The organism is Saccharopolyspora sp. NPDC000359 (assembly GCF_040300525.1).
Classification (GTDB): Bacteria; Actinomycetota; Actinomycetes; order Mycobacteriales; family Pseudonocardiaceae; genus Saccharopolyspora.
In genome coordinates this window covers 33,342-58,808 of the sequence record NZ_JBEPDU010000022.1, presented here as the reverse complement: position 1 = coordinate 58,808, position 25,467 = coordinate 33,342, and the positions used below count along the sequence as shown (strand labels likewise).

Annotated in this window: 23 protein-coding genes; 12 read left to right on the top strand and 11 right to left on the bottom strand. The window is 71.3% G+C overall.

Going from position 1 to position 25,467, the window contains the following annotated elements:
- Positions 1 to 66 precede the first annotated feature (66 nt).
- A complete protein-coding gene (locus tag ABT324_RS16275) occupies positions 67 to 738 on the top strand; it encodes a lysophospholipid acyltransferase family protein (RefSeq protein WP_351177293.1) in 672 nt (223 codons plus the stop codon).
- Positions 739 to 820: 82 nt separating this feature from the next.
- On the opposite strand, the gene ABT324_RS16270 is transcribed toward ABT324_RS16275, so the two are convergent.
- Positions 821 to 1,402, bottom strand: coding sequence for an HhH-GPD-type base excision DNA repair protein (locus ABT324_RS16270; protein WP_351177290.1), 582 nt, complete (start codon positions 1,400 to 1,402; stop codon positions 821 to 823).
- A 206-nt stretch (positions 1,403 to 1,608) separates the two neighbouring features.
- Between ABT324_RS16270 and ABT324_RS16265 the strand changes: the two genes are divergently transcribed.
- A complete protein-coding gene (locus ABT324_RS16265; protein WP_351177287.1) occupies positions 1,609 to 1,812 on the top strand; it encodes a hypothetical protein in 204 nt (67 codons plus the stop codon).
- Between the two features lie 17 nt (positions 1,813 to 1,829).
- Complete coding sequence (locus ABT324_RS16260) at positions 1,830 to 2,720, top strand: aminoglycoside phosphotransferase family protein (protein WP_351177427.1); 891 nt, start codon at positions 1,830 to 1,832, stop codon at positions 2,718 to 2,720.
- A 5-nt stretch (positions 2,721 to 2,725) separates the two neighbouring features.
- On the opposite strand, the gene ABT324_RS16255 is transcribed toward ABT324_RS16260, so the two are convergent.
- On the bottom strand, positions 2,726 to 3,286 hold the full coding sequence (locus tag ABT324_RS16255) for a GNAT family N-acetyltransferase (protein ID WP_351177285.1): 561 nt from the start codon (positions 3,284 to 3,286) through the stop codon (positions 2,726 to 2,728).
- A 163-nt stretch (positions 3,287 to 3,449) separates the two neighbouring features.
- On the opposite strand from ABT324_RS16255, the gene ABT324_RS16250 reads away from it, so the two are divergent.
- The 3 genes from ABT324_RS16250 (at position 3,450) to ABT324_RS16240 (ending at position 6,650) form a co-directional block, all read left to right on the top strand.
- Positions 3,450 to 4,967 (top strand): DUF7782 domain-containing protein, encoded by a 1,518-nt coding sequence (locus tag ABT324_RS16250; RefSeq protein WP_351177282.1) that lies wholly within the window; start codon positions 3,450 to 3,452, stop codon positions 4,965 to 4,967.
- The gene (gene dtd / locus ABT324_RS16245; RefSeq protein ID WP_351177279.1) at positions 4,964 to 5,389 is read left to right on the top strand and encodes a D-aminoacyl-tRNA deacylase; all 426 of its coding nucleotides are present in this window, start codon (positions 4,964 to 4,966) and stop codon (positions 5,387 to 5,389) included. Before ABT324_RS16250 ends, dtd begins: the two co-directional genes overlap by 4 nt.
- 289 nt (positions 5,390 to 5,678) lie before the next feature.
- Positions 5,679 to 6,650 (top strand): sigma-70 family RNA polymerase sigma factor, encoded by a 972-nt coding sequence (locus ABT324_RS16240; protein ID WP_351177276.1) that lies wholly within the window; start codon positions 5,679 to 5,681, stop codon positions 6,648 to 6,650.
- A 624-nt stretch (positions 6,651 to 7,274) separates the two neighbouring features.
- Here the strand turns inward: ABT324_RS16240 and ABT324_RS16235 are convergent.
- Positions 7,275 to 8,003 (bottom strand): tyrosine-protein phosphatase, encoded by a 729-nt coding sequence (locus ABT324_RS16235; RefSeq protein WP_351177273.1) that lies wholly within the window; start codon positions 8,001 to 8,003, stop codon positions 7,275 to 7,277.
- Between the two features lie 199 nt (positions 8,004 to 8,202).
- Here ABT324_RS16235 and ABT324_RS16230 point away from each other — a divergent pair, with 199 nt between their 5' ends.
- Positions 8,203 to 9,858: a fumarate hydratase gene (locus ABT324_RS16230; protein ID WP_351177270.1), complete on the top strand. Its 1,656-nt coding sequence runs from the start codon at positions 8,203 to 8,205 to the stop codon at positions 9,856 to 9,858.
- Positions 9,859 to 10,333: 475 nt separating this feature from the next.
- Here ABT324_RS16230 and ABT324_RS16225 read toward each other — a convergent pair whose 3' ends face one another.
- Entirely contained in the window at positions 10,334 to 10,789 is a 456-nt protein-coding gene (locus tag ABT324_RS16225) for a hypothetical protein (protein ID WP_351177267.1), read from the bottom strand.
- 151 nt (positions 10,790 to 10,940) lie between these two features.
- On the opposite strand from ABT324_RS16225, the gene ABT324_RS16220 reads away from it, so the two are divergent.
- Positions 10,941 to 12,188 carry a YeeE/YedE family protein gene (locus ABT324_RS16220; protein WP_351177264.1) on the top strand — a complete coding sequence of 416 codons (1,248 nt, stop codon included), beginning with the start codon at positions 10,941 to 10,943 and terminating at the stop codon, positions 12,186 to 12,188.
- 45 nt (positions 12,189 to 12,233) lie between these two features.
- On the opposite strand, the gene ABT324_RS16215 is transcribed toward ABT324_RS16220, so the two are convergent.
- The 4 genes from ABT324_RS16215 to ABT324_RS16200 form a co-directional block, all read right to left on the bottom strand.
- Complete coding sequence (locus ABT324_RS16215) at positions 12,234 to 13,145, bottom strand: alpha/beta hydrolase family protein (protein ID WP_351177261.1); 912 nt, start codon at positions 13,143 to 13,145, stop codon at positions 12,234 to 12,236.
- Positions 13,146 to 13,186: 41 nt separating this feature from the next.
- Positions 13,187 to 15,859 carry a bifunctional acetate--CoA ligase family protein/GNAT family N-acetyltransferase gene (locus ABT324_RS16210; RefSeq protein ID WP_351177258.1) on the bottom strand — a complete coding sequence of 891 codons (2,673 nt, stop codon included), beginning with the start codon at positions 15,857 to 15,859 and terminating at the stop codon, positions 13,187 to 13,189.
- A 10-nt stretch (positions 15,860 to 15,869) separates the two neighbouring features.
- The gene (locus ABT324_RS16205) at positions 15,870 to 17,045 is read right to left on the bottom strand and encodes an acetoin utilization protein AcuC (RefSeq protein WP_351177255.1); all 1,176 of its coding nucleotides are present in this window, start codon (positions 17,043 to 17,045) and stop codon (positions 15,870 to 15,872) included.
- Between the two features lie 72 nt (positions 17,046 to 17,117).
- Positions 17,118 to 17,969: a sulfurtransferase gene (locus ABT324_RS16200; RefSeq protein WP_351177252.1), complete on the bottom strand. Its 852-nt coding sequence runs from the start codon at positions 17,967 to 17,969 to the stop codon at positions 17,118 to 17,120.
- A gap of 124 nt (positions 17,970 to 18,093) precedes the next feature.
- On the opposite strand from ABT324_RS16200, the gene ABT324_RS16195 reads away from it, so the two are divergent.
- The 3 genes from ABT324_RS16195 to galE all read left to right on the top strand — a co-directional run bounded on the left by ABT324_RS16195 (position 18,094) and on the right by galE (position 20,999).
- Positions 18,094 to 18,789 carry an iron-dependent transcriptional repressor DtxR gene (locus ABT324_RS16195; protein WP_351177249.1) on the top strand — a complete coding sequence of 232 codons (696 nt, stop codon included), beginning with the start codon at positions 18,094 to 18,096 and terminating at the stop codon, positions 18,787 to 18,789.
- Complete coding sequence (gene galK / locus ABT324_RS16190; protein WP_351177246.1) at positions 18,786 to 19,964, top strand: galactokinase; 1,179 nt, start codon at positions 18,786 to 18,788, stop codon at positions 19,962 to 19,964. Before ABT324_RS16195 ends, galK begins: the two co-directional genes overlap by 4 nt.
- A gap of 72 nt (positions 19,965 to 20,036) precedes the next feature.
- Positions 20,037 to 20,999, top strand: coding sequence for a UDP-glucose 4-epimerase GalE (gene galE / locus ABT324_RS16185; protein WP_351177243.1), 963 nt, complete (start codon positions 20,037 to 20,039; stop codon positions 20,997 to 20,999).
- A 41-nt stretch (positions 21,000 to 21,040) separates the two neighbouring features.
- Here galE and ABT324_RS16180 read toward each other — a convergent pair whose 3' ends face one another.
- Together ABT324_RS16180 and ABT324_RS16175 are read right to left on the bottom strand one after the other, a co-directional pair.
- Positions 21,041 to 22,150, bottom strand: coding sequence for a DUF4192 domain-containing protein (locus ABT324_RS16180; protein WP_351177240.1), 1,110 nt, complete (start codon positions 22,148 to 22,150; stop codon positions 21,041 to 21,043).
- 244 nt (positions 22,151 to 22,394) lie between these two features.
- On the bottom strand, positions 22,395 to 24,170 hold the full coding sequence (locus tag ABT324_RS16175; RefSeq protein WP_351177237.1) for a Xaa-Pro dipeptidyl-peptidase: 1,776 nt from the start codon (positions 24,168 to 24,170) through the stop codon (positions 22,395 to 22,397).
- A gap of 161 nt (positions 24,171 to 24,331) precedes the next feature.
- Between ABT324_RS16175 and ABT324_RS16170 the strand changes: the two genes are divergently transcribed.
- Positions 24,332 to 24,631 (top strand): hypothetical protein, encoded by a 300-nt coding sequence (locus ABT324_RS16170; protein WP_351177234.1) that lies wholly within the window; start codon positions 24,332 to 24,334, stop codon positions 24,629 to 24,631.
- Positions 24,632 to 24,704: 73 nt separating this feature from the next.
- Here ABT324_RS16170 and ABT324_RS16165 read toward each other — a convergent pair whose 3' ends face one another.
- Complete coding sequence (locus ABT324_RS16165) at positions 24,705 to 25,466, bottom strand: SDR family oxidoreductase (protein ID WP_351177231.1); 762 nt, start codon at positions 25,464 to 25,466, stop codon at positions 24,705 to 24,707.
- Position 25,467: the final 1 nt, after the last annotated feature.

The following is a 25,467-nucleotide window of genomic DNA, read 5'->3' as shown; positions in this document are numbered from 1 at the left end:
CGCCGGGACGCACGCTCGAAACCTCGACCGGTTAAATTCGAGCGGGATCAATTCGGTGGAGGTCGAATGCTGTACGCGGTGAGCAAGCGGGTCGTCGGTGCGGTGGCGCGCACGATCTACCGGCCGACGGTGATCGACGCGGACAAGGTGCCGACCACCGGTCCGGTGATCCTGGCGCCGAACCACCTCGCCGTGCTCGACAGCTTCATCGTCCCGCTGGTCCTGCCCCGCCCGGTCGCGTTCCTGGCCAAGGCGGAGTACTTCACCGGCACCGGCGCCAAGGGGGCGCTGCTGAAGTGGCTGTTCACCACGTGGGGCGCGATCCCGGTGGACCGGGGCAAAGGCCGCGCCGCGAAGGAGTCGCTGGAAGCCGCCGAGAAGGTGCTGCGCGCCGGTGGCGCGTTCGGCATCCACCCCGAGGGCACCCGCTCCCCCGACGGCCGCCTGTACCGGGGCCGCACCGGCGTCGCGCGGCTCGCGCTGAGCACCGGCGCCCCGGTCGTGCCGGTGGCGCTGACCGGCACCGACAAGCTCCAGCCGCGCGGCAAGAAGATCCCGCGGCGGCACCCGGTCTCGGTGCGCTTCGGCGACCCGCTGGACTTCCGCCGCTACTCGGGCCTGGACAACTCGTTGCCGGTGCTGCGGTCGATCACCGACGAGATCATGTACGCCATCGCCGAGCTCTCCGAGCAGGAGTACGTCGACCGCTACCAGCGCCCGGGCGCCGCCGCGGCCTGACTCGCCGGTCAGCGGCTGCGGGGGGGTTGGCTCGCGGCGTCCACCGGTGGGAGTTGATGCACTCCGGTGCGACGTGCGCCGCTCAGCCCTTGGCGGCCTTGGCCGCTGCCTTCTGCTCCTTCTTGAAGGAGCGGACCTCCTGCAGTGTCTGCTCGTCGACGACGTCGGCGATCGAGCGGCGCGAGCCGTCCTCGCCGTAGGCCCCAGCAGCTTCACGCCACCCGGCGGGCTGCACGCCCCGCTGCTTGCCCAGCAGCGCGAGGAAGATCCGCGCCTTCTGGTCGCCGTAACCCGGCAGCGCCTTGAGCCGCTTCAGCACTTCCTTGCCGTCGGGGTCGCCCTCTGTCCAGATGGCCTCGGTCCGGCCGTCGTAGTGCTCGACGACGTACTGCGCCAACGCGTGCACCCGCCGCCCCATCGAGCCGCCGTACCGGTGGATCGCGGGCTTCTGCACGCACAGCTCGACGAACTCGTCCAAATCGGACTCGGCGATCTTGGCGACGCTGAAGCCGCCCATCCGGTCGGCGATCTTCTTCGGCCCGGTGAACGCGATCTCCATCGCGACCTGTTGATCCAACAACATCCCCGTGAGCAGGGCGAACGGGTCGTCGCTGAGCAACTTGTCGGCCTCGGCATCACCGGTCAGGTTGAGCTTGTTCGGCATGGGCACATCGTCGCACGCGCAGCCGGTCCACCTCTCCCGGAAGGCCGTTTCCACCGACACGCCGCCGCAGCGCCGGACGACGTAGAACAACGTGACGAGCTCCGGATGCGTGCTGACGTGATCGTCGACCCCGAGGACAGCTCCGGAGTGACCGCGGGGAAGACCCGCGGTGCCGATCTCCGCGAGTACATCGAAGGCAAGGAGGCATGACCACGACCGACCCGGCCAAGTCGGCTCGCTGTGAACGGAACAACGCCATTCGCGCTCAGGTCGCCGATGAAGGAAACGAAGCGATCGAAGCCGAGGTGGCCGAAAACGCCGCCGCTCCCGGGGCTTCGCTGACCGCGACCGCCCGCCCGGGGCCGCAGCCTGCTGGAAAACCCTTTGCGGGTGGTGATCGGGACGTGTGAGGGTGCTCGGCGTGGACATGCACGTCGGGCAGTTGGCCGTGCCGCCGGAGGTGGTGCGCGCGCTGGTGGCGGAGCAGTTCCCGCAGTGGCGGGGACTACCCGTTCGGCGCGTTGCGTCGCGGGGGACCGTGAACGCCCTCTTCCGGATCGGTGACCAGCTCGCGGCCCGGTTCCCGCTGGAGCCCGGTGACCCCGAACCTACTCGGCGGCGGCTCGAAGCCGAGGCCGGACAGGCTCGCGAGCTCATGGGACGCACCCCGTTCCCGACGCCGGAGCCGGTCGCGCTGGGTGCCCCCGGGGCGGGCTACCCGCTGCCGTGGTCGGTCCAGACCTGGTTGCCCGGTGTCGTGGCCACCGACGCGGAGCCCGGTGGGTCCGTGGCGTTCGCGCACGACCTGGCCGAGTTCATCCGCGGCGTGCGCGCCATCGACACGCGCGGGCGGACGTTCTCCGGGACGGGTCGCGGTGGTGACCTGCGGACGCACGACGACTGGATGGCGACCTGCTTCGACAACAGCGAGCAGCTGCTCGACGTCCCGCGGCTGCGGCGGATGTGGCAGGACATGCGGGAGCTCCCCCGCGGATCGACCGGGGACGTGATGACCCACGGCGACCTGGTCCCGGACAACCTGCTCGTCTCCGACGGGCGGCTGGCCGGGGTCATCGACGTCGGCGGCTTCGGCCCAGCCGACCCCGCGCTGGACCTGGTGGTCGCCTGGCACCTGCTCGAAGCCGGACCGCGGCAGGCGCTCCGCGACGCCCTCGGGTGCGACCCGTTGGAGTGGGAGCGCGGCAGGGCGTGGGCGTTCCAGCAGGCCATGGGGCTCGTCTGGTACTACGTCGAGAGCAACCCGGGCATGAGCCAGCTGGGGCGGCGGACGCTGGAGCGCCTCACGGCCGAGGCTTGAGCCCGTCAGTTCGACCGCTTGGCCGCCCGCCACTCCGGTGCCAGCACGGACCAGATCTCGACGTCCTGCCGCTGGCCCCGGTGCAAGCCGCTCGCCCGCAGCACACCGTCCTTGACCATCCCCAACCGCTTGGCCACCGCGATGCTGGCCTGGTTCGCCGACGCGACCTGCCACTCCACCCGGTGGATCCCGCGCTCCTCGACCGCCCAGTCGATGATCACCCGCGCCGCCCTGGTGACCAGGCCCCGGCCCACCGCCGCCGGTTCCAGCCAGCAGCCCGCCTCGGCGTTGCCGCGCGGCACGTCCATGGTCCGGAAGAGCACACCGCCCACGAGCTGGTCGTCCACCCAGATCCCGAAGATCCGCCCGGTGTCGGACGCCGCCTTCTCCGCGTACTGGCGGAGGAACGCGCGGCTGGACTCCAGGTCGGTGACCGCATCGGCCAACCCGATGTGCTGACCGATGTGCTCGCGCCCCCGGTCCATGTGTGCCAGGAACTCCTCCGCGCGCCACGGTTCGAGCGGGCGCAGCTCCGCGTTGTCGTCCCCCAGGGAAACCGAGAACACCGCAACCTCCCAAGATCAGACCGGTAGGGACGACTCGCAGGCTCCCACACCGGCCCCTGAGCGGCGAACTCATTTTCGACGAGCCGGCTCGCGGCGGCCTGGGTGCGCACCCGGAGTTCGGCGGGCGGATGCGGCATCCGGCGGGCGTGTGAGGATTTGGGACGTGATTCCAGACCTGTCCCATGACCGCATCGACCGACTCCGCGACGCGTTCCACGACGCCGGGTACGACGCCGACGGCGTCGTGGAGCTGCTCGGCCCGGAGGCGCACGTCGCGCTGGGGCGCGGCGAGCCGGTGCCCGCGCTGCGCGCCACCGCCGACGCCGGACCGCTCGGCACGCTCGTCCGCTTGTTCCTGCTCGGGCAGCCCGAGCCGCAGGCCGCCGTCGAGCCCGCGCTCGCGCCGCTGCCGCTGACCGACGCGCAGGCCGCCGGGATCGTCGTCGCCGACGGCGACCGGCTGCGTGCCGGGCTGGACGTCCGCCCGCACGGCGTCGGTGACGACTCGTGGTGGGTCGTCTCCGACCTCGACTCCGACCTGCGTGGTGGCCGCCCGGTCGAGCCCGACCACGTGCTCGGCGTCGGGCACGCCTCGCTGAGCCTGGTGCGGGCCACCTCGCGGCGGCCGGTCGGTTCGGTGCTGGACCTGGGCACCGGCTGCGGTGTGCAGGCGCTGCACGCGAGCACGCACGCCCAGCGCATCACCGCGACCGACGTCTCCAAGCGGGCGCTCGCACTGGCCGAGGCGACGTTCCGGCTCAACGAGATCGACGTGGAACTGGGTGAGGGCGAGTGGTTCGACCCGGTCCGCGGCCGCCGCTTCGACATGGTCGTGTGCAACCCGCCGTTCGTGGTGGGGCCGCCGCGCACCGACTTCACCTACCGCGACTCGGGCCTGGCCGGGGACGACGCGAGCGCGCTGGTGGTGCGCCAGCTGCCCGCGTTCCTCAACGAGGGCGGCACCGGGCAGCTGCTGGCCTCCTGGGTGCACCGCGAGGGCGAGGACTGGGAGGACCGGGTGTCCCGGTGGCTGCCCCCGGGCGCCGGGGTCGACGCCTGGTTCGTCCAGCGCGACGTCGCCGACCCGGCGCTGTACGTCGGGACCTGGCTGCGCGACGCGGGCTACGACCTGCGCTCCCCGCAGGGCGTGCGGAAGGCCGGTGAGTGGCTGGACTGGTTCGAGGACAACGGCGTGGTCGGCATCGGCTTCGGGTTCGTCACCCTGCGCCGCACCGGCGCCGAGCGCGGTGAGGTCGTGTGCGAGGACCTGCGGCACGCCTTCGACGACCCGCTCGGCCCGGAGTCCGACGAGTGGCTGCGCCGCGTCGACTGGCTGCGCGCGAACGGCTCGGCCGAAGGCCTGCTGGCGGCCCGCCTGGTCACCGCCAGCAGCACGGTGCTCGAGCAGGTGTCCGAACCCGGCGACGAGGGCTGGAGCCCGCTGGTGCACCGCCTGCACCGCACGGACGGCCCGGGGTGGCAGCACGAGGTCGACGAGCTCGGCGTCCGGCTGCTGGCCGGGTGCCGTGGCGCACTGCCGCTGGGCGAGCTCCTCGAGCTGCTCGCGTTGGGGTTCGGTGAGGACGCCGAGGAGCTGACCCGCGCCGCGGTCCCCGTGGTCCGCGAGCTCGTCCGGCACGGAATGCTCGTTCCGGCGGAATGGGCGGGAGGCGCGCGGTGAGAGCAATCGCCACTCGGGTCACTCGCGCCTCGGTAACGGTCGACGGCGTCGTCGTGGGCAAGATCGAAGAGCCCGGGCTGTTAGTGCTATTGGGTGTGACGCATTCCGACGGGCATGCGGAAGCCGTCAAAATGGCTCGGAAACTCCACGAGATTCGCGCGCTGCGCGACGAGGAGTCCTGCGCCACGTCCGGGGCACCGCTGCTCGTCGTCAGCCAGTTCACGCTCTACGGGTCGACCCGCAAGGGCCGCCGCCCGTCGTGGACCGAGGCGGCCCGCCCGGAGCACGCCGAACCGCTGGTCGAGGCGGTCGTGGCGGAGCTGCGCGAGCGGGGCGCGCGGGTGTCCACCGGGATGTTCGGGGCGATGATGTCGGTGGAGAGCGTCAACGACGGGCCATTCACCCTTTTGGTTGAGGTGTAAATGTAACGGGAGTTCTCAGGAAATCCTCAGGCTTGGTGGCGCAACGGATGTGACCGCCATGACGTCTCCCCATCGAGAACTTCGGGAACGAATTCGGCACGCCGGTCGTTTTCCAGGTAACGAAGCTTCGACGGCCATGCCGAGAGGTGCCGGGGGCACCGATCGACAACGCCCGGAGGAGACGTCGACGCGCAAGCCCGTACCCACGAGCGTACGCGTCCAACGCACCGCGCAACGGCGCGCAGGTGTGAATTGCGCCCGCCAAGCCAGCCCGTCAGGGAGGGAGCTCATGACCGTCCCGCAGACCACCAAGCCAGACGTCGCAGTCGCCGAGGAACTGGACACCCAGGGCCCATCGGCCGACCTGGTGCGCGTCTACCTCAACGGCATCGGGCGCACCGCGCTGCTCACCGCACAGGAAGAGGTCGACCTCGCCAAGCGCATCGAGGCCGGGGTGTTCGCCAAGCACCTGCTGGAGACCAGCGGCAACCTCTCCCCCGAGCGGCGCTCCGACCTCAACGCCGTGGTCCGGGACGGTCGCCGAGCCAAGAACCACCTGATGGAGGCCAACCTCCGTCTGGTGGTCAGCCTCGCCAAGCGCTACACCGGCCGCGGCATGCCGCTGCTGGACCTCATCCAGGAGGGCAACCTTGGTCTGATCCGCGCGGTGGAGAAGTTCGACTACACCAAGGGCTTCAAGTTCTCCACCTACGCCACCTGGTGGATCCGGCAGGCCATCACCCGCGGCATGGCCGACCAGAGCCGCACCATCCGGCTGCCCGTCCACCTGGTCGAGCAGGTCAACAAGCTGGCCCGCATCAAGCGCGACCTGCACCAGAAGCTCGGCCGGGAGGCCACCGACGAGGAGCTGTCCGAAGAGGCCGGCATCCCGGTGGAGAAGATCCTCGACCTGATGGACCACTCCCGCGACCCGGTGAGCCTGGACATGCCGGTCGGCGCCGAGGAGGACGCACCGCTCGGCGACTTCATCGAGGACGCCGAGTCCGCCGACGCGGAGAACGCGGTGATCTCCGGCTTCCTGCAGGACGACCTGCGCCGGGTGCTGGCCACCCTGGAGGAGCGGGAGCAGGCGGTCATCCGGATGCGCTACGGCCTCGACGACGGCCAGCCGCGCACCCTGGACCAGATCGGCAAGTCGTTCGGCCTGTCCCGCGAGCGGGTCCGGCAGATCGAGCGCGAGGTCATGTCCAAGCTCCGGCAGGGCGACCGCGCCGACCGCCTGCGCGCCTACGCGAGCTGACCGCGCGGGTTTGGGGTGAGGTGTGTCCGCGGAGGGCGCGGACCACGGCGCGGTCAGGATGATGTTGCGGGGGCCGAGCCCCCGCAGACCCCCACGGTGCGGCGGTGACGTCCAGGAAGGCTCCTCGCCTTCCCGACGTTCCCGGCCTGGGTTAAGAACCAACCACCACCTGCCTGCGGACGTGCTTCGACGAAGGACACCTTCCGCTGACTTCGTCGCCCTTCACCTCCACAGACCGAGCTCTCAACCCGCGTCCACTGCGGGGCCGAGCCCCCGCAAATCCTTCGGCTTCGGCGCGGCGGTGGCTTTAGGACGGCTTCTCGTCTTCCTGACGTTGCTGGCCTGGTCACGAGCGGGCTTCGATGTGGTTCGTGGGGTTGGTTTGGGCTCGTGGGGCTGGTGGGATCTTCGGGCTCGTTGTTCTGGGTGGGTTCCACCCGGTTGGCTCGTTGACTTTCCTGGGGTGGGGGGTCAGCCTTTTTGTTCCTGGGGAGGGGCCTCGCGGTGGTTCCCACCGCTTTCTCCGGGAGGCCGGGGTCGTCGTTCGGACGGGTCCGACCTCCCGACCCCACGTGGCGGTCCGCCCACCTCGGGGTGGGGGGTGGGCGGACCGCTGTTCGCTGATCAGACGCGGTCGGTGAACTTCTGGTGCCAGCGGGTCAGCTCGTCCTCGGTCACGCCGTGGCTTCGAAGCCAGCCCGCCGCTCGGTCCTCGAACCTGCCGAAGGTTTCGAGGACGCTTTCGATCGCCTCCGTCGGCGTGGACATCAGCTCCCGGACCACCTCCTCGTCCACCCCGGGCGGGAGTACCGGGGCCTGGTCGAGCCGCTGGAGCACCCGGAACATGTTCTGGTCGGTGCGCGCGTAGTCCGCCACGATCGCGTCGTCGCGCACCCCCACCGCGCCCAGCAGCAGCGCCGCCGACACACCCGTGCGGTCCTTGCCCGCCGCGCAGTGGATCAGCGCCGGGCCGTCCGCCTCCAGCACGATGCGGAACACCTCGACCAGCTTCTTCGCGGCACCCTGCACGATCGCCTGGTAGAGCTTGGTCAGGTCGTGCGCCGCGTCGTCGACCACCACCTCGAAGTCCTGCAGGTTCTCCAGCAGCGGAACGTGGCGCACCTCGGCCACCTCCGCCAGCGGGTGCGCCTCGCGCTCCACCTCCCACGAATCGCGCAGGTCCACCACCACCCCCGGCGGCCAGCTCGGCACGTCCGACGGCGGGCGGTCCCCACTGTGCGGAGCGTCACTGCGCAGCACCACGCCCGCACGGGTCAGCACGCCGTCGCCGACGGGCTGGCCACCCAGGTCCCAAAGGTTGACCAGCCGGTCGAGTGGATCTGTCGTCGACAAGATGACCTCCGTAGCTACAGGCACCGCTCCCGAAGTGCGGCGACGAGTCCCGCTGCCAGCGTCGCAGGCCGACCACCGCCCGCCCGCACCGGCCGGATCAGCGATCCGTCACACCTGGGCCACCCCCGTGGACGCGCTGATCCACCACGCGGTTACATGGGGCATCGCGTAACCCGAACGCGCGCAAAGGAGCCGCGACGTGACCACCACGAAGTTCGATTTCACCGAAGTACTGCCGCTCGGCCCCGACGACACCGAATACCGCCTGGTCACCACCGAGGGCATTCGCGTGGTCGAGGCGGCGGGGCGGCGCTTCCTCGAAGTCGAGCCGAGCACGCTCACCGCCCTGGCCACCGAGGCGATCAAGGACATCCAGCACCTGCTCCGCCCGTCGCACCTGGCCCAGCTGCGTGCGATCATCGACGACCCCGAGGCCAGCCCGAACGACCGGTTCGTGGCCACCGACCTGCTGCGCAACGCGTGCGTCTCGGCGGGTGGGGTGCTGCCGATGTGCCAGGACACCGGCACCGCGATCGTGATCGGCAAGCGCACCGAATCAGTGCTGACCGGCGGCCAGGACGAGGAAGCGCTGGCCCGCGGCATCTTCGACGCCTACCAGGACCTGAACCTGCGCTACTCGCAGATGGCGCCGCTGAACTTCTGGGACGAGCGCAACACCGGAAGCAACCTGCCCGCGCAGATCGAGCTCTACTCCAAGGGCGGCACCGACCCGCAGTACGACTTCCTGTTCATGGCCAAGGGCGGCGGCAGCGCCAACAAGACCTTCCTGTACCAGGAGACCAAGGCGCTGCTGAACCCGACGCGGCTCGGCCGGTTCCTGGAGGAGAAGCTGCGCTCGCTGGGCACCGCGGCCTGCCCGCCCTACCACCTGGCGATCGTGGTCGGCGGCATGTCCGCCGAGTTCAACCTCAAGGTCGCCAAGCTGGCCTCCGCCCGCTACCTCGACGAACTGCCGCGCGAGGGCTCCGCCTCCGGGCACGCGCTGCGCGACGTCGAGATGGAGCAGCAGGTGCTGGAGATGACCCGGCAGTTCGGCATCGGCGCGCAGTTCGGCGGCAAGTACTTCTGCCACGACGTGCGCGTGATCCGGCTGCCCCGGCACGGCGCGTCGTTGCCGGTCGGCGTGGCGGTGTCCTGCTCCGCGGACCGGCAGGCCAAGGCCAAGATCACCCCGGAGGGCGTGTTCCTGGAGCAGCTGGAGCGCGACCCGGCCCGCTACCTGCCGGACGTGGTCGACGAGCAGCTGTCCGACGACGTCGTCAAGATCGACCTGAACCGGCCGATGAGCGAGATCCGCGCCGAGCTGTCGAAGTTGCCGGTCAAGACCAGGGTGTCGCTGACCGGTCCGCTGGTGGTGGCCCGCGACATCGCGCACGCCAAGATCGCCGAACGGCTCGACGCCGGTGAACCGATGCCCCAGTACCTGCGCGACCACCCGGTGTACTACGCGGGCCCGGCCAAGACACCGGACGGCTACGCCTCCGGCTCCTTCGGCCCCACCACCGCGGGGCGCATGGACGCCTACGTGGAGCAGTTCCAGGCCGCAGGCGGCTCGCTGGTCATGCTGGCCAAGGGCAACCGGTCGAAGAAGGTCACCGAGTCCTGCCGCACCCACGGCGGCTTCTACCTCGGCTCCATCGGCGGCCCCGCGGCCCGGCTGGCGCAGGACTGCATCCGCAAGGTCGAGGTGCTGGAGTACCCCGAGCTCGGCATGGAAGCCGTCTGGCGCATCGAGGTCGAGGACTTCCCGGCCTTCATCGTGGTGGACGACAAGGGCGAGGACTTCTTCGCAGAAGCCACCAAGCCCACCCTCCAGATCTCCTTCGGCCGGTAGTTTCCTGTTCTGACCACGCTTTGCGCGGCGGTGCGGGTAGCGGAGCCTCAGACGCCGCCTGGCTCCGGGATCCCGTTCTCATGCATGTCCAGATGCGCGACGAACGGGTTCTCCTCGCCAGGCGAGGTCTGAGAACCCGCGGCAGAGCGAGTTGCTGGGGTGGGTGGTGCGCCTGCGGCGCATGTGACATCTCCGCTTCGGCGGCAGCCGTGCCGCACGCTTTCCGCCAGGTCGTGCACGTGTCAACTGGACACGATTCCACCACTCGAACGGGTTTGCACGGGGGCAGAACGCCACGTATCCCGCAGGAGCCCCACCTCCTGCGGGAAACGCGGTGTTCTGGTTGTGTCCGTTCCGATCGTTCCTGTGTGGTTCGTCAGGACGTTCCTGAGTGGCAGGATTCCCAGGTCGTCCCAGAGCGGCCAGGTTTCTCAGGTTCTTGCTACGCGGGCAGGACTTTCCTGCGCGCCTGTTGTCAGCGTGGGACCTTCACGTCGCGCTGTTCCAGGACGACCTTGCGGTCGTCGAGCGGCGCGTCCAGCTGGACCGCCACCGGCGGGTAGCGCAGGTCCATCGTGCAGATCCCCGGCGGGTCCGGGGTTTCCTCGACCAGGACGAGCTTGACGTGGTCAGCGGTTTGCTCGGCCACCTCGGCGTGCACATTGCTGCAGCCGCCTTCCTGGCCGGTGGCCACCAGGGCGGCGCCGCCGTCCTGGGTCCAGACCTTCGCCGGGTAGCCCTCCGGCAACGCCGTGGCGTCGAGTGAGGTCTCGGCGACGGGGGTCCGTTCGTTCTCCGGTTTCGGCTGCACCGGTCCGGGCGGTGCCGGCGGCTGGCCGCCGAAACCCACATCGTCGGTCGGCTGTTGGGCGCAGGCGGCCAGCGCAAGGAGCAGAGCCCCCGCACCCATTGCGGTGTGTAGGCGTCTCATGCCCTACAGACGGAGGGGGTGGCGCGTGGGGTTGCGTGGGAATCACATCGGTTTCGATCCCCACCTTTCCCACAATTCGGAACTGCTGGTGATCGGTCCCCGCGGCGTGGTTTCGTCGGTGCTGTCCACTTCCAGCCTTGGAGTGCCGAGAATGTCGACCACAGCCACATCCGCCCCGCAGAGAACAGCTCCCCCGCGAGAACCGCAGGGCAAGCCGCAGTGGGTTCCGCTGACCATCGGCGCGCTCGCCGCCGTGGCGCTGGTGGTCGCCGCGGCCGCCGCAGTCGGTGTGAAGTCCGCCGTGCTGGCCGGGCTCGGACTCGCGCTCGGGCTGACCCTGTTCCACTCCCGCTTCGGGTTCACCTCCGCCTGGCGGCAGCTGGTCTCCGTCGGACAGACCGAGGGGATCCGCGCGCACCTGCTCATGCTCGGCGCCGCCTCGATCCTGTTCGCCCCGATCCTGGCCGGTGGGGTGACCTTCTTCGGCGGGGAGGCGGAGGGCAACGTCTCCCCCGTCGGCCTCGGACTGGTCGTCGGTGCGGTGCTGTTCGGCATCGGCATGCAGCTGGGCGGCGCGTGCGCTTCGGGCACCCTGTTCGCCGTCGGCGGCGGCAACACCCTGTTGGTCATCACGCTGTTCTTCTTCATCTGCGGTTCCGTGCTGGGCGCCCTGCACCTTCCGATGTGGACGTCCGAAGCGATCACCTTCGGCTCCTTCTCGCTGGCCGAGGACACCGGCCTGGGCTACTTCGGCGCGCTGGTGGTGCAGCTGGCCGTGATCGGTGCGATCGGCTTCGTCGCGATCCGCTGGGCTCGTCGGCACGACGCTCCCCCGGCCGGTCGGCCGCCGACGTCGCACGGGCTGTGGCGATTCCTGCGCGGCGCGTGGCCGCTGTGGGTCGGGGCGATCCTGCTGGCCGTGCTCAACGCGGTCGTGCTGCTGACCCGCGGCTCCCCGTGGGGCATCACCTCGGCGTTCGTCCTGTGGGGCTCGAAGGCGCTGCAGGCGGTCGGTGTCGACGTGGCGAGCTGGCCCTACTGGCAGGGTGAGCGGGCCGCGTCGCTGGCCGGTCCGGTGCTGGCCGACTCGACCTCGGTGCTGGACTTCGGGATCATCGTCGGCGCCCTGGTCGCCTCTGCCGCGTCGGGCGCGTTCGTGCTGGCCAAGCGCATGCCAGCGAAGGCGGTGCTGGCTGCGGTGATCGGCGGCCTGCTGATGGGTTACGGCGCCCGCCTCGCCTACGGCTGCAACATCGGCGCCTACTTCTCCGGGATCGCCTCGTTCTCGTTGCACGGTTGGCTCTGGGGGCTGCTGGCGCTGGTCGGCACCTGGATCGGGCTGAAGCTGCGCCCGCTGTTCGGGCTCGGCGTCCCCAAGCCCAGCGACTCGGTCTGCTGACGGATCGGCGGGCGGGCACTGCCCAGCCCGCCGGTCCTTGGTCGCTCAGGAGTGGACAGACGGTTGGTGCGCAGTCGCGATCCAGTCCTTGACCCACTTCGACAGGGCACCGCCGTTGCGCACCCAGCTGAAGTGGCCGAGGTCCTCCGCCCCGGACTCCGACCTCGTGTAGTGCTTGGACGTGCGCACCGCCTGGTGCGCCTTCCCCGCCAAGTGGTCCACTGAGGACTTCGGTGCCAACCGGTCCCCCGCGACGCTGACGGTCAGCAACGGCACCCGCACCTCGCGCAGCGCAGCTTCGTAGTCGGTGGCCGAGCCGTGGAGGCGGTACTTGCTGGTGCGAGCTTGGCGTGCCCAGTCCCGCATCAGGCCCGCCGCTTGCCGACCGCCGAAGCCGAAGCGGTGCCCAGGCCAGTAGCCGAGCAGCGTCGAGGCGGTCGCCACCACCTGCGTGCCGACCAACGTGCGCAGCTTGTGCACGCCCGGGAAGCTTCGGAACCACACCGAGCCCGAGGCCACCAGCGCCACCCCCTGTACCCGTCCCGGGTGGCGGGCGGTGTGCAGCAGGGCGATCTGCCCGCCGAGGCTGTGCCCGAGCAGGAAGCGCGGCGCCTGCGGCAACACCGATTCGATCAGGTCGAGGACACCGTCGAGGTCATCGACCAAGCTCTGGTAGCCGTAGCGCACGCCGCGGGCGGCGATCGGCTTGCTCTCGCCCTGGCCGCGAAGGTCGAAGGTGACCACGGTCAGGCCCTGACGGTGCAGGTCGGCCACGAACGGCCGGTAGTACCGCGCGGGCACCCCCATGGCGGGGACCAGCACGACCACCGGGCGGGTCGGGTCGTCCTGCTGCGCCGCGCGGACCTTGATCCGGTGCTGCCCGGCCGAGACCAGTCCGAGCACGACCGAGGTGGGCGCGTCAGGTTCGGGGCGGCGGGCGGTGGTGTCGGTGTCCACGCCGCACAGATTAACGGAACGCCCCAGTCTCGAACAGGGGTTCAGCGCAGCCGCCGCGGCCCCGTGTCCAGCACCACCGGGGACTTGCCGATGGCCACCTTGGCGCCGGTGACGGCGGCCCCCGCCGGGGAGGCCAGCACCGGTCGCAGCGCCAGGTCGCGCACCTCCGGCAGGTCCTCGGCCAGCGTCGCGACCCGCAGCACCAGGTCCTCCAGCGCCGCCAGGTCCGCCGGTTCGGCGCCCCGGTACCCCGCCAGCAGCGGAGCCGCTCGGGGTGCTCTGACCAGCGCGGACACATCCACGTCGGACAGCGGGAGGGCCCGGTAGGCCTTGTCGCCGAGCAGTTCGCTGGCCACCCCGGAGAGCCCGAAGGACACCAGCGTGCCGAACGACGGGTCGTCCATCAGGTCGATGACGCACGAGGTCCCACGCACCGCCATCCGCTGCACGTAGACCTCGGCGAGCCCGGACACCCGGTGGATGTCGGCGTAGGCGGCCCGCACCGCGTCGGCACTGCCCAGGTCCAGCCGGACCCCCACCAGGTCGTTGCGGTGGCGGAGGTGGTCGCTGACCGACTTCAGCGCGACCGGGAAGCCCAACGACTCGGCGGCGGCCACCGCTTCCTCCACCCCGCTCACCTGCCGGAACGGCACCACGTCGATGCCGTAGCAGGCGAGCAGCTGCAGCACGCACTCGTCGTCGAGCTTGTCGACACCGGCCGCCAGCCAGCCCTCGACCAACGACCGCGCCCGCTCGGCGTCGACGTCCGGAGGACGCACGAAGTGCCCCTGCGGAGCGGCCCGCCACTGCGCGTAGCGGGTCACCCTGGCCAGTGCCAGCACCGAGCGCTCCGGGCTCGGGTACGACGGCACGGACCCCCTGCCCGCGATGCCGTCCGGCCCGGGAGCCGCCAGCTCGTCTGGCACGCCCTCGGCGGCCAGGAAGGTGGTCACCACCGGTTTCGAGCGCGCCACGTCGGCCTCCTGCAGGGCCTCCCGCATGGCGCGGGCGTAGGCGGTCCCCGGGACTGCCACCGGGGGCGCGAACACCGTCACCAGCGCATCGACGTCCGGGCGCAGCGCAGCATCGCGGACCGCTGCGGCGAACACCTCCGGCCCCGCCGACGCGCCCACGTCGACGGGTTCCCCGGCCAGCGCCAGCTCCTGGGCCTGGGCCACGTCCGCCGCGAGCATCCCCAGGGCCGAGGAGTTGCCCACGATCGCAACGCGATCACCCTGCGGCAGCGGCTGGTGCGCCAGCAGCAGCGCGGTGTCGAACATCTGCGCCACCGACTCCACGCGGATGACGCCGGACTGCTCGAACAGCGCCTGCACGCTGGTCTCGTCTATCTGCACCGAGGTCGCCGCCAGGCCCGGGCGCACCGCGTTGCGCCCCGACTTGACCACCACGACCGGCTTGCTGCGGGCCAACCGGCGCGCCAGCCGACCGAACTTGCGCGGGTTGCCGAACGACTCCAGGTACAGCAGCACGACATCGGTGGCCGGGTCGGTCTGCCAGTACTGCAGCAGGTCGTTGCCGGACACGTCGGCCCGGTTGCCCGCCGAGACGAACGTCGACAGCCCCAGCCCGCGCTCGGTGGCGGTGGCCAGGATCGCCACCCCGAGCGCGCCGGACTGGCAGAAGAAGCCGGTGCGCCCGCGGCCCGGCAGCTGCGGGGCCAGGCTGGCGTTGAGCCGGAAGTCCGGATCGGTGTTGACCACGCCAAGCGCGTTCGGGCCGACCACCCGCATGCCGTGCACGCGGGCTTCGCGCACCATCGCGCGCTCGACCTCCCGCCCCTCCGGACCGCTCTCGCTGAACCCGGAGCTGACGATGACCAGCGTCTTCACGCCCTTGGCCAGGCAGTCGTCGAGCACCTCGGTCACCCCGGCCGCCGGGATCGCCACCACGGCGAGGTCCACCTCGTCCGGGATGTCGAGCACCGAGGGGTAGGCGCGCACCCCGCGCACCGAGCGGTGCTCCGGGTTGACCGGGTACACCGGGCCGGTGAAGTCCGCGGTGAGCAGGTTCGCCAGCACCGCGTGGCCGATCTTGCGGTGGTCAGTCGACGCGCCGATCACCGCCACCGACCGGGGGCGCAGCAGGTTGTGCACGCTGCGCGCCTCGGCGGCCTGCTCCCGGGCGCGGGCCACGGCGACCGACTCCTCGGTGAGGTCGATGTCGAACTCCAGGTGCACCACGCCTTCCTCCATCGCGCGGCTCACCTGGTACCCGGCGTCGCGGAACACCCGCACCATCGTCGAGTTCTCCGCCAGCACCTCCGCCACGAAGCGCTGCAGCCCGCGCTCCCGCGCCGCGGCCGCGAGGTGCTCCAGCAGGATCGAGCCCAGACCGCGCCCCTGGTGCGAGTCCTCCACCACGAACGCGACCTCGGCCGACTTCTGCTCGCCCAGCCGGTCGTAGCGGCCCACCGCCACGATGTCGTCGCCGAGCAGCGCGACCAGCGCGACCCGGTTGGCGTAGTCGACGTGCGTGAACCGCTCCACGTCACGCTGGGGCATCCGCGGGTACGGGCCGAAGTAGCGGTAGTAGCGGGTCCGGTCGCTGAGCCGCCCGTGGAAGGCGATCAGCTTCTCGGCGTCCGCCACCGCGATCGGCCGGATGTGCACCGTGCCGCCGTCGGAGAGCACCACGTCGGCCTCCCACTGCCGCGGGTACTCCGCCTGCTCCTGCCCCTGAACAGTCACGTCCACTTCGGACTCCTCAGTCGCGGCTGTCGACCGGGTCGAGACCGTGCAACGGAAACACCGCGTGCCGGGTATCGCGAATCGAGGTGTCCACCGAGGACGCGGTCACCCCCGTCCAACGCTCGTAGGACGGATCAGCCCCGTCGGTCATCGACGTCGGCAGCGGGACGTTCTGCGCCGCCCGCGCCGCGTGCGCCATCCAGTCCTCGGGGATGGTCGTCTCCGGGGCGAGGTCGCGGTCCAGCACCGTCGCCAGCAGGTGGGTCCAGGCGCGCGGCACCACGCGGAACAGCGAGTATCCACCGCCGCCCAGCGCCAACCACTTGCCGCCCGCGCAGCTGTCGGCCAGTTCCCGCAGGTCCTGGTAGGTCGCGCGCTGCCCGTCCACGGTCTTCGACAGGTCCGCCAGCGGGTCCTCGCGGTGCGCGTCGGCCCCGCACTGCGTCACCAGCACCTGCGGTTGGAACGCCGCCAGCACCGAGGGCACCACCGCGTGGAACGCGCGGCGCCAGTCGGCGTCCCCGGTCCCCGGCGGCAGCGGGATGTTCACCGCCGTGCCGTCGGCCGCCCCGCCGCCCACCTCCGTGCTGAACCCGGTGCCGGGCCACAGCGTGAGCGGGTGCTGGTGCAGGGAGATGGTCATCACCCGCGGGTCGTCGTAGAATGCCGCCTGCACCCCGTCCCCGTGGTGCACGTCGACGTCGAGGTAGGCGATGCGCTCCACCCCCTGCTCGAGCATCCACGCGATGGCCACCGAGCAATCGTTGTAGATGCAGAACCCCGCCGCCCGATCGGCCATCGCGTGGTGCAGCCCACCCGCGAGGTTGACCGCCCGGTCCGCCCTGCCGGTCACGATCTGCTCCGCAGCCCGGATCGAGGCACCCGAGATCAACGCCGCTGCCTCGTGCATCCGGTCGAAGATCGGGTTGTCCTCGGTGCCGAGGCCGTGCCCCACCTCCCACCCGACCATCGGCGCGGCGCGGACCGCTTCGAGGTACTCGGGGGTGTGCACCCGCAGCAGGTCCTCCTCCGCCGCCGGACCCGGTTCGAGGACCTCGACGCCGTCGAGGACACCGAGCGAGCGGGCCAACCTCATGGTCAGGTCCAACCGGATCGGATGCAGCGGGTGGTGCCCACCGAGGTCGTAGTCGAGCACCGACTCGTTCCACACCACAGCGCACTGAGAACCCATGACGCGGACGCTACCCGCCGTGTGTCGACCAACACAGTGTTGCAGGCCACTGCGGCGGCCCTGATCGGCGGCTCAGCCCACCTCCTCCCCGGTCGCGGCCGGGCGGTCCGGGTCCGCCGACCAGTTCGACCACGAGCCCGCGTACAGCGCGGCCGGGCGCTGCGGATCGGTCACGCCAGCGTGTTCCAGGGCGAGCAGCACCGAGCACGCCGTCACCCCGGAACCGCAGTAGGCCCCGATCGGCCCGCCCCCGTCGACGCCGAGCGCGGCGAAGTGCTCCGCCAGCTCGTGCGCGGACCGCCACCGCCCGGAGTCGGTCACGTGCGCGGCGAACGGCGCGTTGAGCGCGCCCGGGACGTGCCCGGCCCGCGGGTCCATCGGCTCGACGTCCCCGCGGTACCGCTCCGGAGCTCGGGCGTCGAGCAACGTGCCCTCCCGCGCCAGCCGCGCCGCACCGTCGGCATCGATCACCGGCATCGAGCCAGCTCGGACCCGGAAGTCGCCCTCGACCGGTCGCGGTCGCTCTGCCGTGGTCGGCCGGTCCTCCGCGACCCACGCCGCGAAGCCGCCGTCGAGCACCGCCACCTCCCGGTGCCCGGCCCAGCGCAGCAGCCACCAGGCTCGGGCCGCCGCCGAGCCGTTGTCGGCGTCGTAGACGACCACCGGCCGGTCGGCGCGCACCCCGGCCCGCCGCAGGACGGCTTCGAGATCGGTCGGCTCCGGCAGCGGATGACGGCCCGCCGGTCCCGGCTCGGCGGCCAGCTCGGCGTCCAGGTCGACGAACACCGCGCCCGGCAGGTGTCCGGCCGCATAGGCCTCCCGCCCGGGCGGGCCGAGCAGGGACCAGCGGACGTCGAGCAGGGTCGGGGGTGCCTGCCCCTGCAACGCGGTCGTGAGATCATCGGTACTGATCAAAGGATCCACAGGACGGCCTTTCGTAGCCCGGCGACGAGGTCGGTCGAAAATCCTGGCAGTCAACTCCCCGACCGCTGACCGCTGTCGCCCGGGGCGACTAGCATCGTGGTTGGGACTTGAATGGGGAGCCGACGTGAACGATCTCATCGATACCACTGAGATGTACCTCCGCACCATCTACGACCTCGAAGAAGAGGGCGTTGTTCCACTCCGTGCCCGCATCGCCGAGCGATTGGAGCAGAGCGGCCCCACGGTGAGCCAGACGGTGGCCCGCATGGAGCGCGACGGGCTGCTGACCGTCGCCGAGGACCGGCACCTCGAGCTCACCAAGACCGGCCGCGCACGCGCGATCAGCGTGATGCGCAAGCACCGCCTCGCCGAGCGGCTCCTCGTCGATGTGATCGGTCTCGAGTGGGAGCACGTGCACAACGAAGCGTGCCGCTGGGAGCACGTGATGAGCGAGGCCGTCGAGCGCAAGCTGGTGAAGCTGCTCGGCACCCCCACCACCTCCCCCTACGGCAACCCGATCCCGGGCCTCGACGAGCTCGGCGTGGACCACACCGAGACGTCGGCCGACGGCGACCTGCAGCGGGTCGACGAGATCGCGCGCAACGGCGGAGGTCGCGCGGTCATCCGCCGCATCGCCGAGCACGTCCAGCTCGACCCCGACCTGATGACCGAGTTGAAGGCAGTCGGCGTCCTGCCGGGCAACGAAGTGGAGATCATGTCGGTCGTCGGCCCGAACAAGCCGATCGAGGTGCGGGGCGCGAACGGCAGCACCGAGCTGTCCTCCAGCATCGCGCACGCGGTCATGGTGAACGCCAAGTGACCTCGGCCGAGCGCGCGGCGGCACTGTTCGCCGAGGAGCACGGCAGCGCTGCGAGCGCGGTCTGGTCCGCCCCTGGCCGGGTGAACCTGATCGGGGAGCACACCGACTACAACGACGGGTACGTGCTCCCCTTCGCCCTGCCGCACCGGACCGCGGTCGCGGTCCGGCTCCGCGGCGACGGGCTGCTGTCCATGGCGACCTTCGGCAGCGACCGGCGGCTGCACCGCAGCCCCGAGATCGCCATCGCCGACCTGCACCCCGGCTCCCCCACCGGCTGGGCCGCCTACCCGGCCGGCGTCGCCTGGGCCCTGCGCGAGGCCGGTTTCCGGCTCGGCGGTGCGGACCTGCTGATCGTCGGCGACGTGCCGACCGGCGCCGGTCTGTCCTCTTCGCACGCGCTGGAGTGCGCGACGGCGCTGGCACTGCTCGACACCGCGGACGCCGCGCCGGGCCAGCCGGGCGCGCCGAGCCTCGGTGAGATCGCGCGTCTGGTGCAGCGGGCGGAGAACGACTTCGCCGGGGCCCCGACGGGCCTGCTCGACCAGACCGCCTCGCTGGCCTGCACCGAGGCGCACGCGCTGTTCTTTGATGTGCGGACCGGGCAGGGCGAGCAGATCCCGTTCGACTCGCTCGGCGCCGGTCTGGAAGTGCTCGTGGTCGACACCCGCGTGAAGCACTCGCACAGCGAATCCGGTTACGGAGAACGGCGTCGTGGCTGCGAACGCGCCGCCGAACTGCTCGGGCGCAAGGCGCTGCGCGACGTGACCGCGACGGAACTGCCTGCGGTGCTGGCGGATCTTCCGGAGGAACTCCGGCCACTGGTGCGCCACGTCGTCACCGAGAACGACCGGGTGCTGGCCACAGTGGACGAGCTCCGCGCCGGGCGCTACGCCGAGATCGGTCCGCTGCTCAACGCCTCGCACGCCAGCCTGCGCGACGACTACCGGATCTCCAGCCCCGAGCTGGACCTCGCGGTCGACACCGCGCTGGCGGCCGGCGCGCTGGGCTCCCGGATGATCGGCGGCGGGTTCGGCGGCTCGGCGATCGCCCTGGTGCCCGCCGACAGCCGGTCGACCGTCGAGCAGGCCGTCCTGGACGCCTTCGCCCGGGCGGACCTCACCGCGCCCCGGCTGTTCACAGCGGTACCCTCCGCCGGTGCGGGGCGGGACCGGTGACCAGCCGGTGACCGCCGCCGCTCGCCGGTCCGCGGCGGCCGAACCAGCACACGAACGGAAGGCAGTACCCAGTTGAAGCTCCTCGTCACAGGCGGCGCCGGTTACGTCGGAAGCGTCTGCGCCGCGCGCTTGGTGGAGGCCGGTCACGAGGTCGTCGTGGTCGACGACCTGTCCACCGGGCATGCCGACGCGGTCCCGGACGGCTGCGAGTTCGTCGAGGCCGACATCGCCGCGGCGGCGGGCGAACTGCTCGCGGAGCCGTTCGACGGCGTGCTGCACTTCGCGGCCAAGTCGCTGGTCGGCGAATCCATGCAGGACCCGCAGAAGTACTGGCACGGCAACGTCGTCACCTCGCTGCGGCTGCTGGACGCGATGCACGAGCACGGCACCCCCCGCCTGGTGTTCTCCTCCACCGCAGCGACCTACGGCGAGCCGGACGTCACGCCGATCACCGAGGACGCCTCGACGCGGCCGACGAACACCTACGGCGCGACGAAGCTGGCCATCGACCACGCGATCACCAGCTACGCCAGCGCGCACGGCATCGCCGCGGCGAGCCTGCGGTACTTCAACGTGGCGGGTGCCCACGGCGCCTTCGGCGAGCGGCACACCGTCGAGACGCACCTCATCCCGATCGTGCTGCAGGTCGCCTCCGGCCAGCGGGAGAGGGTGCAGATCTTCGGCGAGGACTGGCCCACCTCCGACGGCACCTGCATCCGCGACTACGTCCACGTCACCGACCTGGCCGACGCCCACCTGCTGGCCCTGGAGCACACCGTCGCCGGGGAGCACCGGATCTACAACCTCGGCAACGGCACCGGGTTCACGGTCAAGCAGGTGATCGACGCCTGCCGCGAGGTGACCGGCCACCCGATCCCGGCCGAGGTGGCGCCGCGCCGCGCCGGTGACCCGGCGACGCTGGTGGCGTCGAGCCAGCGCGCGCGGGAGGAACTGGGCTGGCAGCCGCAGCGGGCCGACCTCGAGGTCATCGTGCGGGACGCCTGGGAGTTCACCAAGCTGCGCGGGGGCTCCTGAGCCGCCCGGTCCGGGCAATTGGGTCCTGTAGTCGTCGTGCATCACCAAGCTCCGTCCTCTTCGAGCATGATCCGGGCGTCCTCGGCGGCGTCCCGGGCGATGGCTGCCAGTTCTGCGGGCGGCAGGCCGGTGTCGATGGCCTGCCGCAGCAGGCTGCCCAGCTGGTGGTCCGGCTGGGTCTGCTCGATCCGCTCCAGCGCGACACCGGCGAGCGCGCCCTCGCCCCGCAGGTAGGCCGAGAACGCCAGCAGCGCGGCGACCTCGGGCAGTTCCGGGGTGGGGGCGTTGCGCACCAGGCCGAGCCAGAGCTCTTCGGCTGCCCTGGCCGTGTCGCCCAGCGCGGTGCCCAGTGCGATGTCGCGCACCCTGGTGTCGGACACCGCCAGCAGCACCCGCAACCGGTCGTCCTCGGTCAGCGCGGAGCCGCTGGCCGCCCGCTGGATGGCGGCGAGCACCAGCTGCACGTCACGCCGCACCCTGGTCGGGTCGTCGTCCTCGAGGCGTTCCTCGGCCAGCGCGTCGAGCTTGGCCGACCAGCGGGCGACGGCCTGTGACGATTCGGCTGCGACCAGCGACCGGAGCTCGTCCCGGCTGCCGAAGGTCACCACCCCCGCAGCCGCCATGGCCGCCGCGACGGGCGAGGACTTCGGGTCGGGGACCTCGCCGCGGCACTCCGGGTCGGAGTAGCAGCGCCAGTGCGTTCCCGCCCGGATCTCCGGCGCCCACAACGCGTGCGCCGTCACGATCCCGGCCCGGTGGAACGAGTCCCGCACCATATCGATCAGGTCCGCGTGCGGCGGACCTGTGTCGTACTCGGGCACGTCGGGCCCGTTGAGCAGTGGTCGACGGCAGGCGCCCGCGCAGTTGTCGTCGCAGGCGTTCGGCTCGGCACCGACGACGACGAACACGGCGGCTTCCACGCGCTGCCGCCCGAGCGGGCCGGACAGCAGGTGCTCGCCGAACCCGCACATGTGCATCGAGCACGGCAGGTCCGTGCGCAGCGTGACGCCGAACCTCGGCGTGAACGCGAGGTCGTGCAGCGTCAGCACCACGAGCGAGTCGGTCGGGTGGAAACCGAGCATGTGCGGTACCGCGGCCAGCACGTCGGCGGGTTCGGTCAGCGAAACGGTGGCGTTCAGTCGCGTTGTCATGCCACCACGATCAACCCCCAATCACGTTGCGGAAAGGGGGTTTTCGAAATCTGTGGACAAATTGGTCCGCTGTGGACAAATTCGCGCGAGTACCCGCTGAAGTCCACTGTGGTGTGACAGTCGGAGGGGTGAACCAGCTCGCCTGACCGGGGAATGCGCTCCGCAACCCACCCGCCAACGTGAAGGCACATCAAAAACGGGCAGCCGGGGAAGGAACCCGGCTGCCCGTTGACGTGCTCAGGGGCTACCCGACGGACCCGACCACCGGCAGCGTGATCGCGGTGCGCGACAGGTCCAGCGACAGCCCCGCCCCCGGCTTCGGGCGCAGCGTGTGGTCGTGATCGCTGGACAGCACGACGACGCCGAGCCGGTGCCCAGGCGCGAACACGTAGTCGTCCGGCTGCATCGCGACGGTGATCCGGTAGCTCTTACCCGGCTCGATCGGCGCCGTCCGGTCGATCGCGTGCCGGTTCTGCGGGTCGGTCCAGCCCCTGGTCACCACCGACACCGAGCCGTCGGGTGCCTGGTCCACCAACAGCGCGGTCACGTTCGCCGCCGGGCGGTCGAAAGCCAGGGCGAGCTCCGCGCGCACCGTTCCGCTGACCCGGACCTGCTCGGTCACCGGCTCGCTGAAGTAGGCCAACCGGTTCGGCGAGCTCGGCGCCGCGGCGAGGTCCTCAGCAGTGCGGGTCGCGTCGTCGCGCAGCGACTCCACTGCGCGTCCGGGCACCCGCTCCGCAGTCAGCCCACCCCGCTCGGAACCACCGGGCGTGGGCCGCAGGACCGCTTCCCTGGCCTGCGGAGCGGGCCACTCCGGCTCCTGGACCCAGCTGCCGTCCTCGCGCTGCACGGTGGCCCGCGGCTCGTCCTCGACACCGTTGGGCACCTGGTACAGGTAGCGGGTGAACCAGCGGTTCAGCTCCCGCAACCACTCCTCCTCGCGGAGCTGGATCGGGTCGGTGTGCCCCGCCTGGTGCCACCAGATCTTGTGCGGCACGTCGCGCTCCCGCAGCGCCTCGTACCACTGGGCGGCCTGCCGGGTCTTGACGTTCCAGTCGTTGAGGCCGTGGACGGAAAGCACGGCGGCCCGGACGTTGTCCACGTCGTTGAGGTAGTTCCGCTCGTCCCAGAACGGGCTGTAGTCACCGGTGATCCGGTCCTGCTCCGCGGTCAACTGGTCGATCGGCTGGCGGCACGGCTCCCGGTCGGGCCGGGTGTGCACGTACTTGGCGAGCACGTCGGCGTCCTCACCCTGGAAACCGCCCGGTGCCACGACGGCGCCGTCACTCCGGTAGTAGTCGTACCAGTTCGAGATCGCCCCGATCGGCACGATGGCCTCCAGCCCGTCGACCCCGGTGCTGGCCACCGCGTTGGGCAGCGTGCCGTTGTAGGACACCCCCATCATTCCGACCTTGCCGGTCGCCCAGTCGGCCACCGCGGGCGCACCGCCGACGTCGTGGCCGGGAGCCCGCGAGTTCAGCCAGTCGACGACGGACTTCGCACCGATCGTCTCGTTCTCGGCCCCGGTGGTCGGGCACCCGGTGGACCCGCCGGTGCCCAGGGACTCCGCGTACACCACGGCATATCCCCTCGCCAGCAGGTACTCCTCGTAAGCCCACTGGATGTCGGCTGCCAACCGCTGGTCCTCCGTCGCGGTGCGCAACGACCGGTGGCCCGGCTGCTCGGGCACGTGCAGCTCGGTGTCGACGTTGTGGTTGGGCACGTCGTTGCCGCCGGAGAAGTACGGACTGGCCTGGTAGACCACCGGCACCCGCAGGCCCTGGTCGGTCTCCTTCGGCCGCACCACCTGGACGTGCACCCGGTCGTCCTGCCCGTCGTGGTCGCTGTCCACCGGCGCGGTCACGAACAGCTCTTCGCGCACCGCTTGCGCCGGGTCAAACACCGGTTGCGCCTCACCGTCCTCGAAGACCGGTTCTCGCGGTGGTTGCGCCGTTGCGGGCACCCCACTCAGCGGCAGGACGCACAACGCCGCCAGCAAACCCATCCGAACGCGTCGCATGCAGGTTCTCCCGGAACACCGAAGGGATGTGGACACCAGCACACTTCTTAGCGCGAAATGCCCGGTGAGGCACCTTCCGGGCGGGTTTGCGCCACGGCTGGGCCGCCCCCGTCCCGGTAGAGTCGCGTCAGCAAGTCCGCAGCCAGCTGCAAGGAGCGCGCATGTCCATCCCGTCCAGCCTGCTGACCTCGGCCGGATTGATCGGCGGCTTCGCGGTCGCCCGCGCCACCAAGCACCGGCACTGGGGTGGGGTGGTCGCGGCGGGCGCCGGGCTCGCCGCGGTGGAGGCCTGCCGCCGCCGGGCCGGGGTGGCACCGGCCCTCGCCCTCGGTGCCACCTACGCGGCAGCGCTGACCGGCTCGCACCCGCTGGCCAAGAAGATCGGGGCGTGGCCGTCGGTCTTCTCCGTCACCGGTGCGACCGCCGTCGCCGCACACCTGCTGGCCAAGCCCCGCGGCTGACCCCGAAGCACCGGTGGCCAGTGTCGGACCCAGGCCACGGGGCGACGGCTGATCCCTCGCAGAGCGCGCACGTTCACCGCCCCTGCTCGGCGAGGAATTCGTCGAAGGTCACGCGGCCGACCGCCTGCTCCGGGGCCAGGTGACCACCGCGGCGGAAGGCCGTGACAACCGCGCCCGGAAGCGGGACCGGGAGCACGATCCGACGGCGTCCGGTCGCGGCCAGGTAGGCGCGGGCGAGGTCCCGGTGGCTGCGGATCTCCGGCCCACCCATGTCCGGGACGCGGCCCGCCGGAGCGCCGACGGCGAGTTCGACCAGCCGCTCCGCGACCTCCCGGACGTCGATCGGCTGGTAGTCCACGCCCGCCGGGACCCCGATCACCGGCGACCAGCGCTGCGCCGTGATCATGCGGACGACCAGGTCGTGGAACTGGGTGGTCCGCAGGATCGTCCAGGGCAGTTCCGAGCCCACCACCCGCTCCTCCACCTCGAGCTTCGCCCGGTAGTAGGGGAGCGGTACCCGGTCGATGCCGACGATCGAGATGAACACCAGGTGCGGGTCGCCGCTGCGCCGGGCCGAGTCGACCAGCCGCTGGGTGGCCGCCACGTCCTCCTTGTTCAGCGTCGTCGCGCAGTGCACGATGGCGTCGACTCCTGAGGTCGCCGCGTCGACGCCATCGCCCGTGCGCAGGTCCCCGGTTGCCCACTCGTGCCCCGCAGCAGCTGAGCGGGGGCGTCGGCTGAGCACTCGCACGTCGCGCCCGGCATCGAGCAGCCGCTGCACCACGACTCGGCCCAGCGTGCCCGTCCCACCAGTCACCAAAATCGGATTCCGCACC

Bases quoted from the DNA above. Each gene is read 5' to 3' on its own strand.
- ABT324_RS16275 (WP_351177293.1), top strand. From the start codon at position 67: ATGCTGTACGCGGTGAGCAAGCGGGTCGTCGGTGCGGTGGCGCGCACG.
- ABT324_RS16270 (WP_351177290.1), bottom strand. From the start codon at position 1,402: ATGCCGAACAAGCTCAACCTGACCGGTGATGCCGAGGCCGACAAGTTG.
- ABT324_RS16265 (WP_351177287.1), top strand. From the start codon at position 1,609: ATGACCACGACCGACCCGGCCAAGTCGGCTCGCTGTGAACGGAACAAC.
- ABT324_RS16260 (WP_351177427.1), top strand. From the start codon at position 1,830: ATGCACGTCGGGCAGTTGGCCGTGCCGCCGGAGGTGGTGCGCGCGCTG.
- ABT324_RS16240 (WP_351177276.1), top strand. From the start codon at position 5,679: ATGACCGTCCCGCAGACCACCAAGCCAGACGTCGCAGTCGCCGAGGAA.
- ABT324_RS16225 (WP_351177267.1), bottom strand. From the start codon at position 10,789: ATGAGACGCCTACACACCGCAATGGGTGCGGGGGCTCTGCTCCTTGCG.
- ABT324_RS16220 (WP_351177264.1), top strand. From the start codon at position 10,941: ATGTCGACCACAGCCACATCCGCCCCGCAGAGAACAGCTCCCCCGCGA.
- ABT324_RS16205 (WP_351177255.1), bottom strand. From the start codon at position 17,045: ATGGGTTCTCAGTGCGCTGTGGTGTGGAACGAGTCGGTGCTCGACTAC.
- ABT324_RS16180 (WP_351177240.1), bottom strand. From the start codon at position 22,150: ATGACAACGCGACTGAACGCCACCGTTTCGCTGACCGAACCCGCCGAC.
- ABT324_RS16175 (WP_351177237.1), bottom strand. From the start codon at position 24,170: ATGCGACGCGTTCGGATGGGTTTGCTGGCGGCGTTGTGCGTCCTGCCG.
- ABT324_RS16170 (WP_351177234.1), top strand. From the start codon at position 24,332: ATGTCCATCCCGTCCAGCCTGCTGACCTCGGCCGGATTGATCGGCGGC.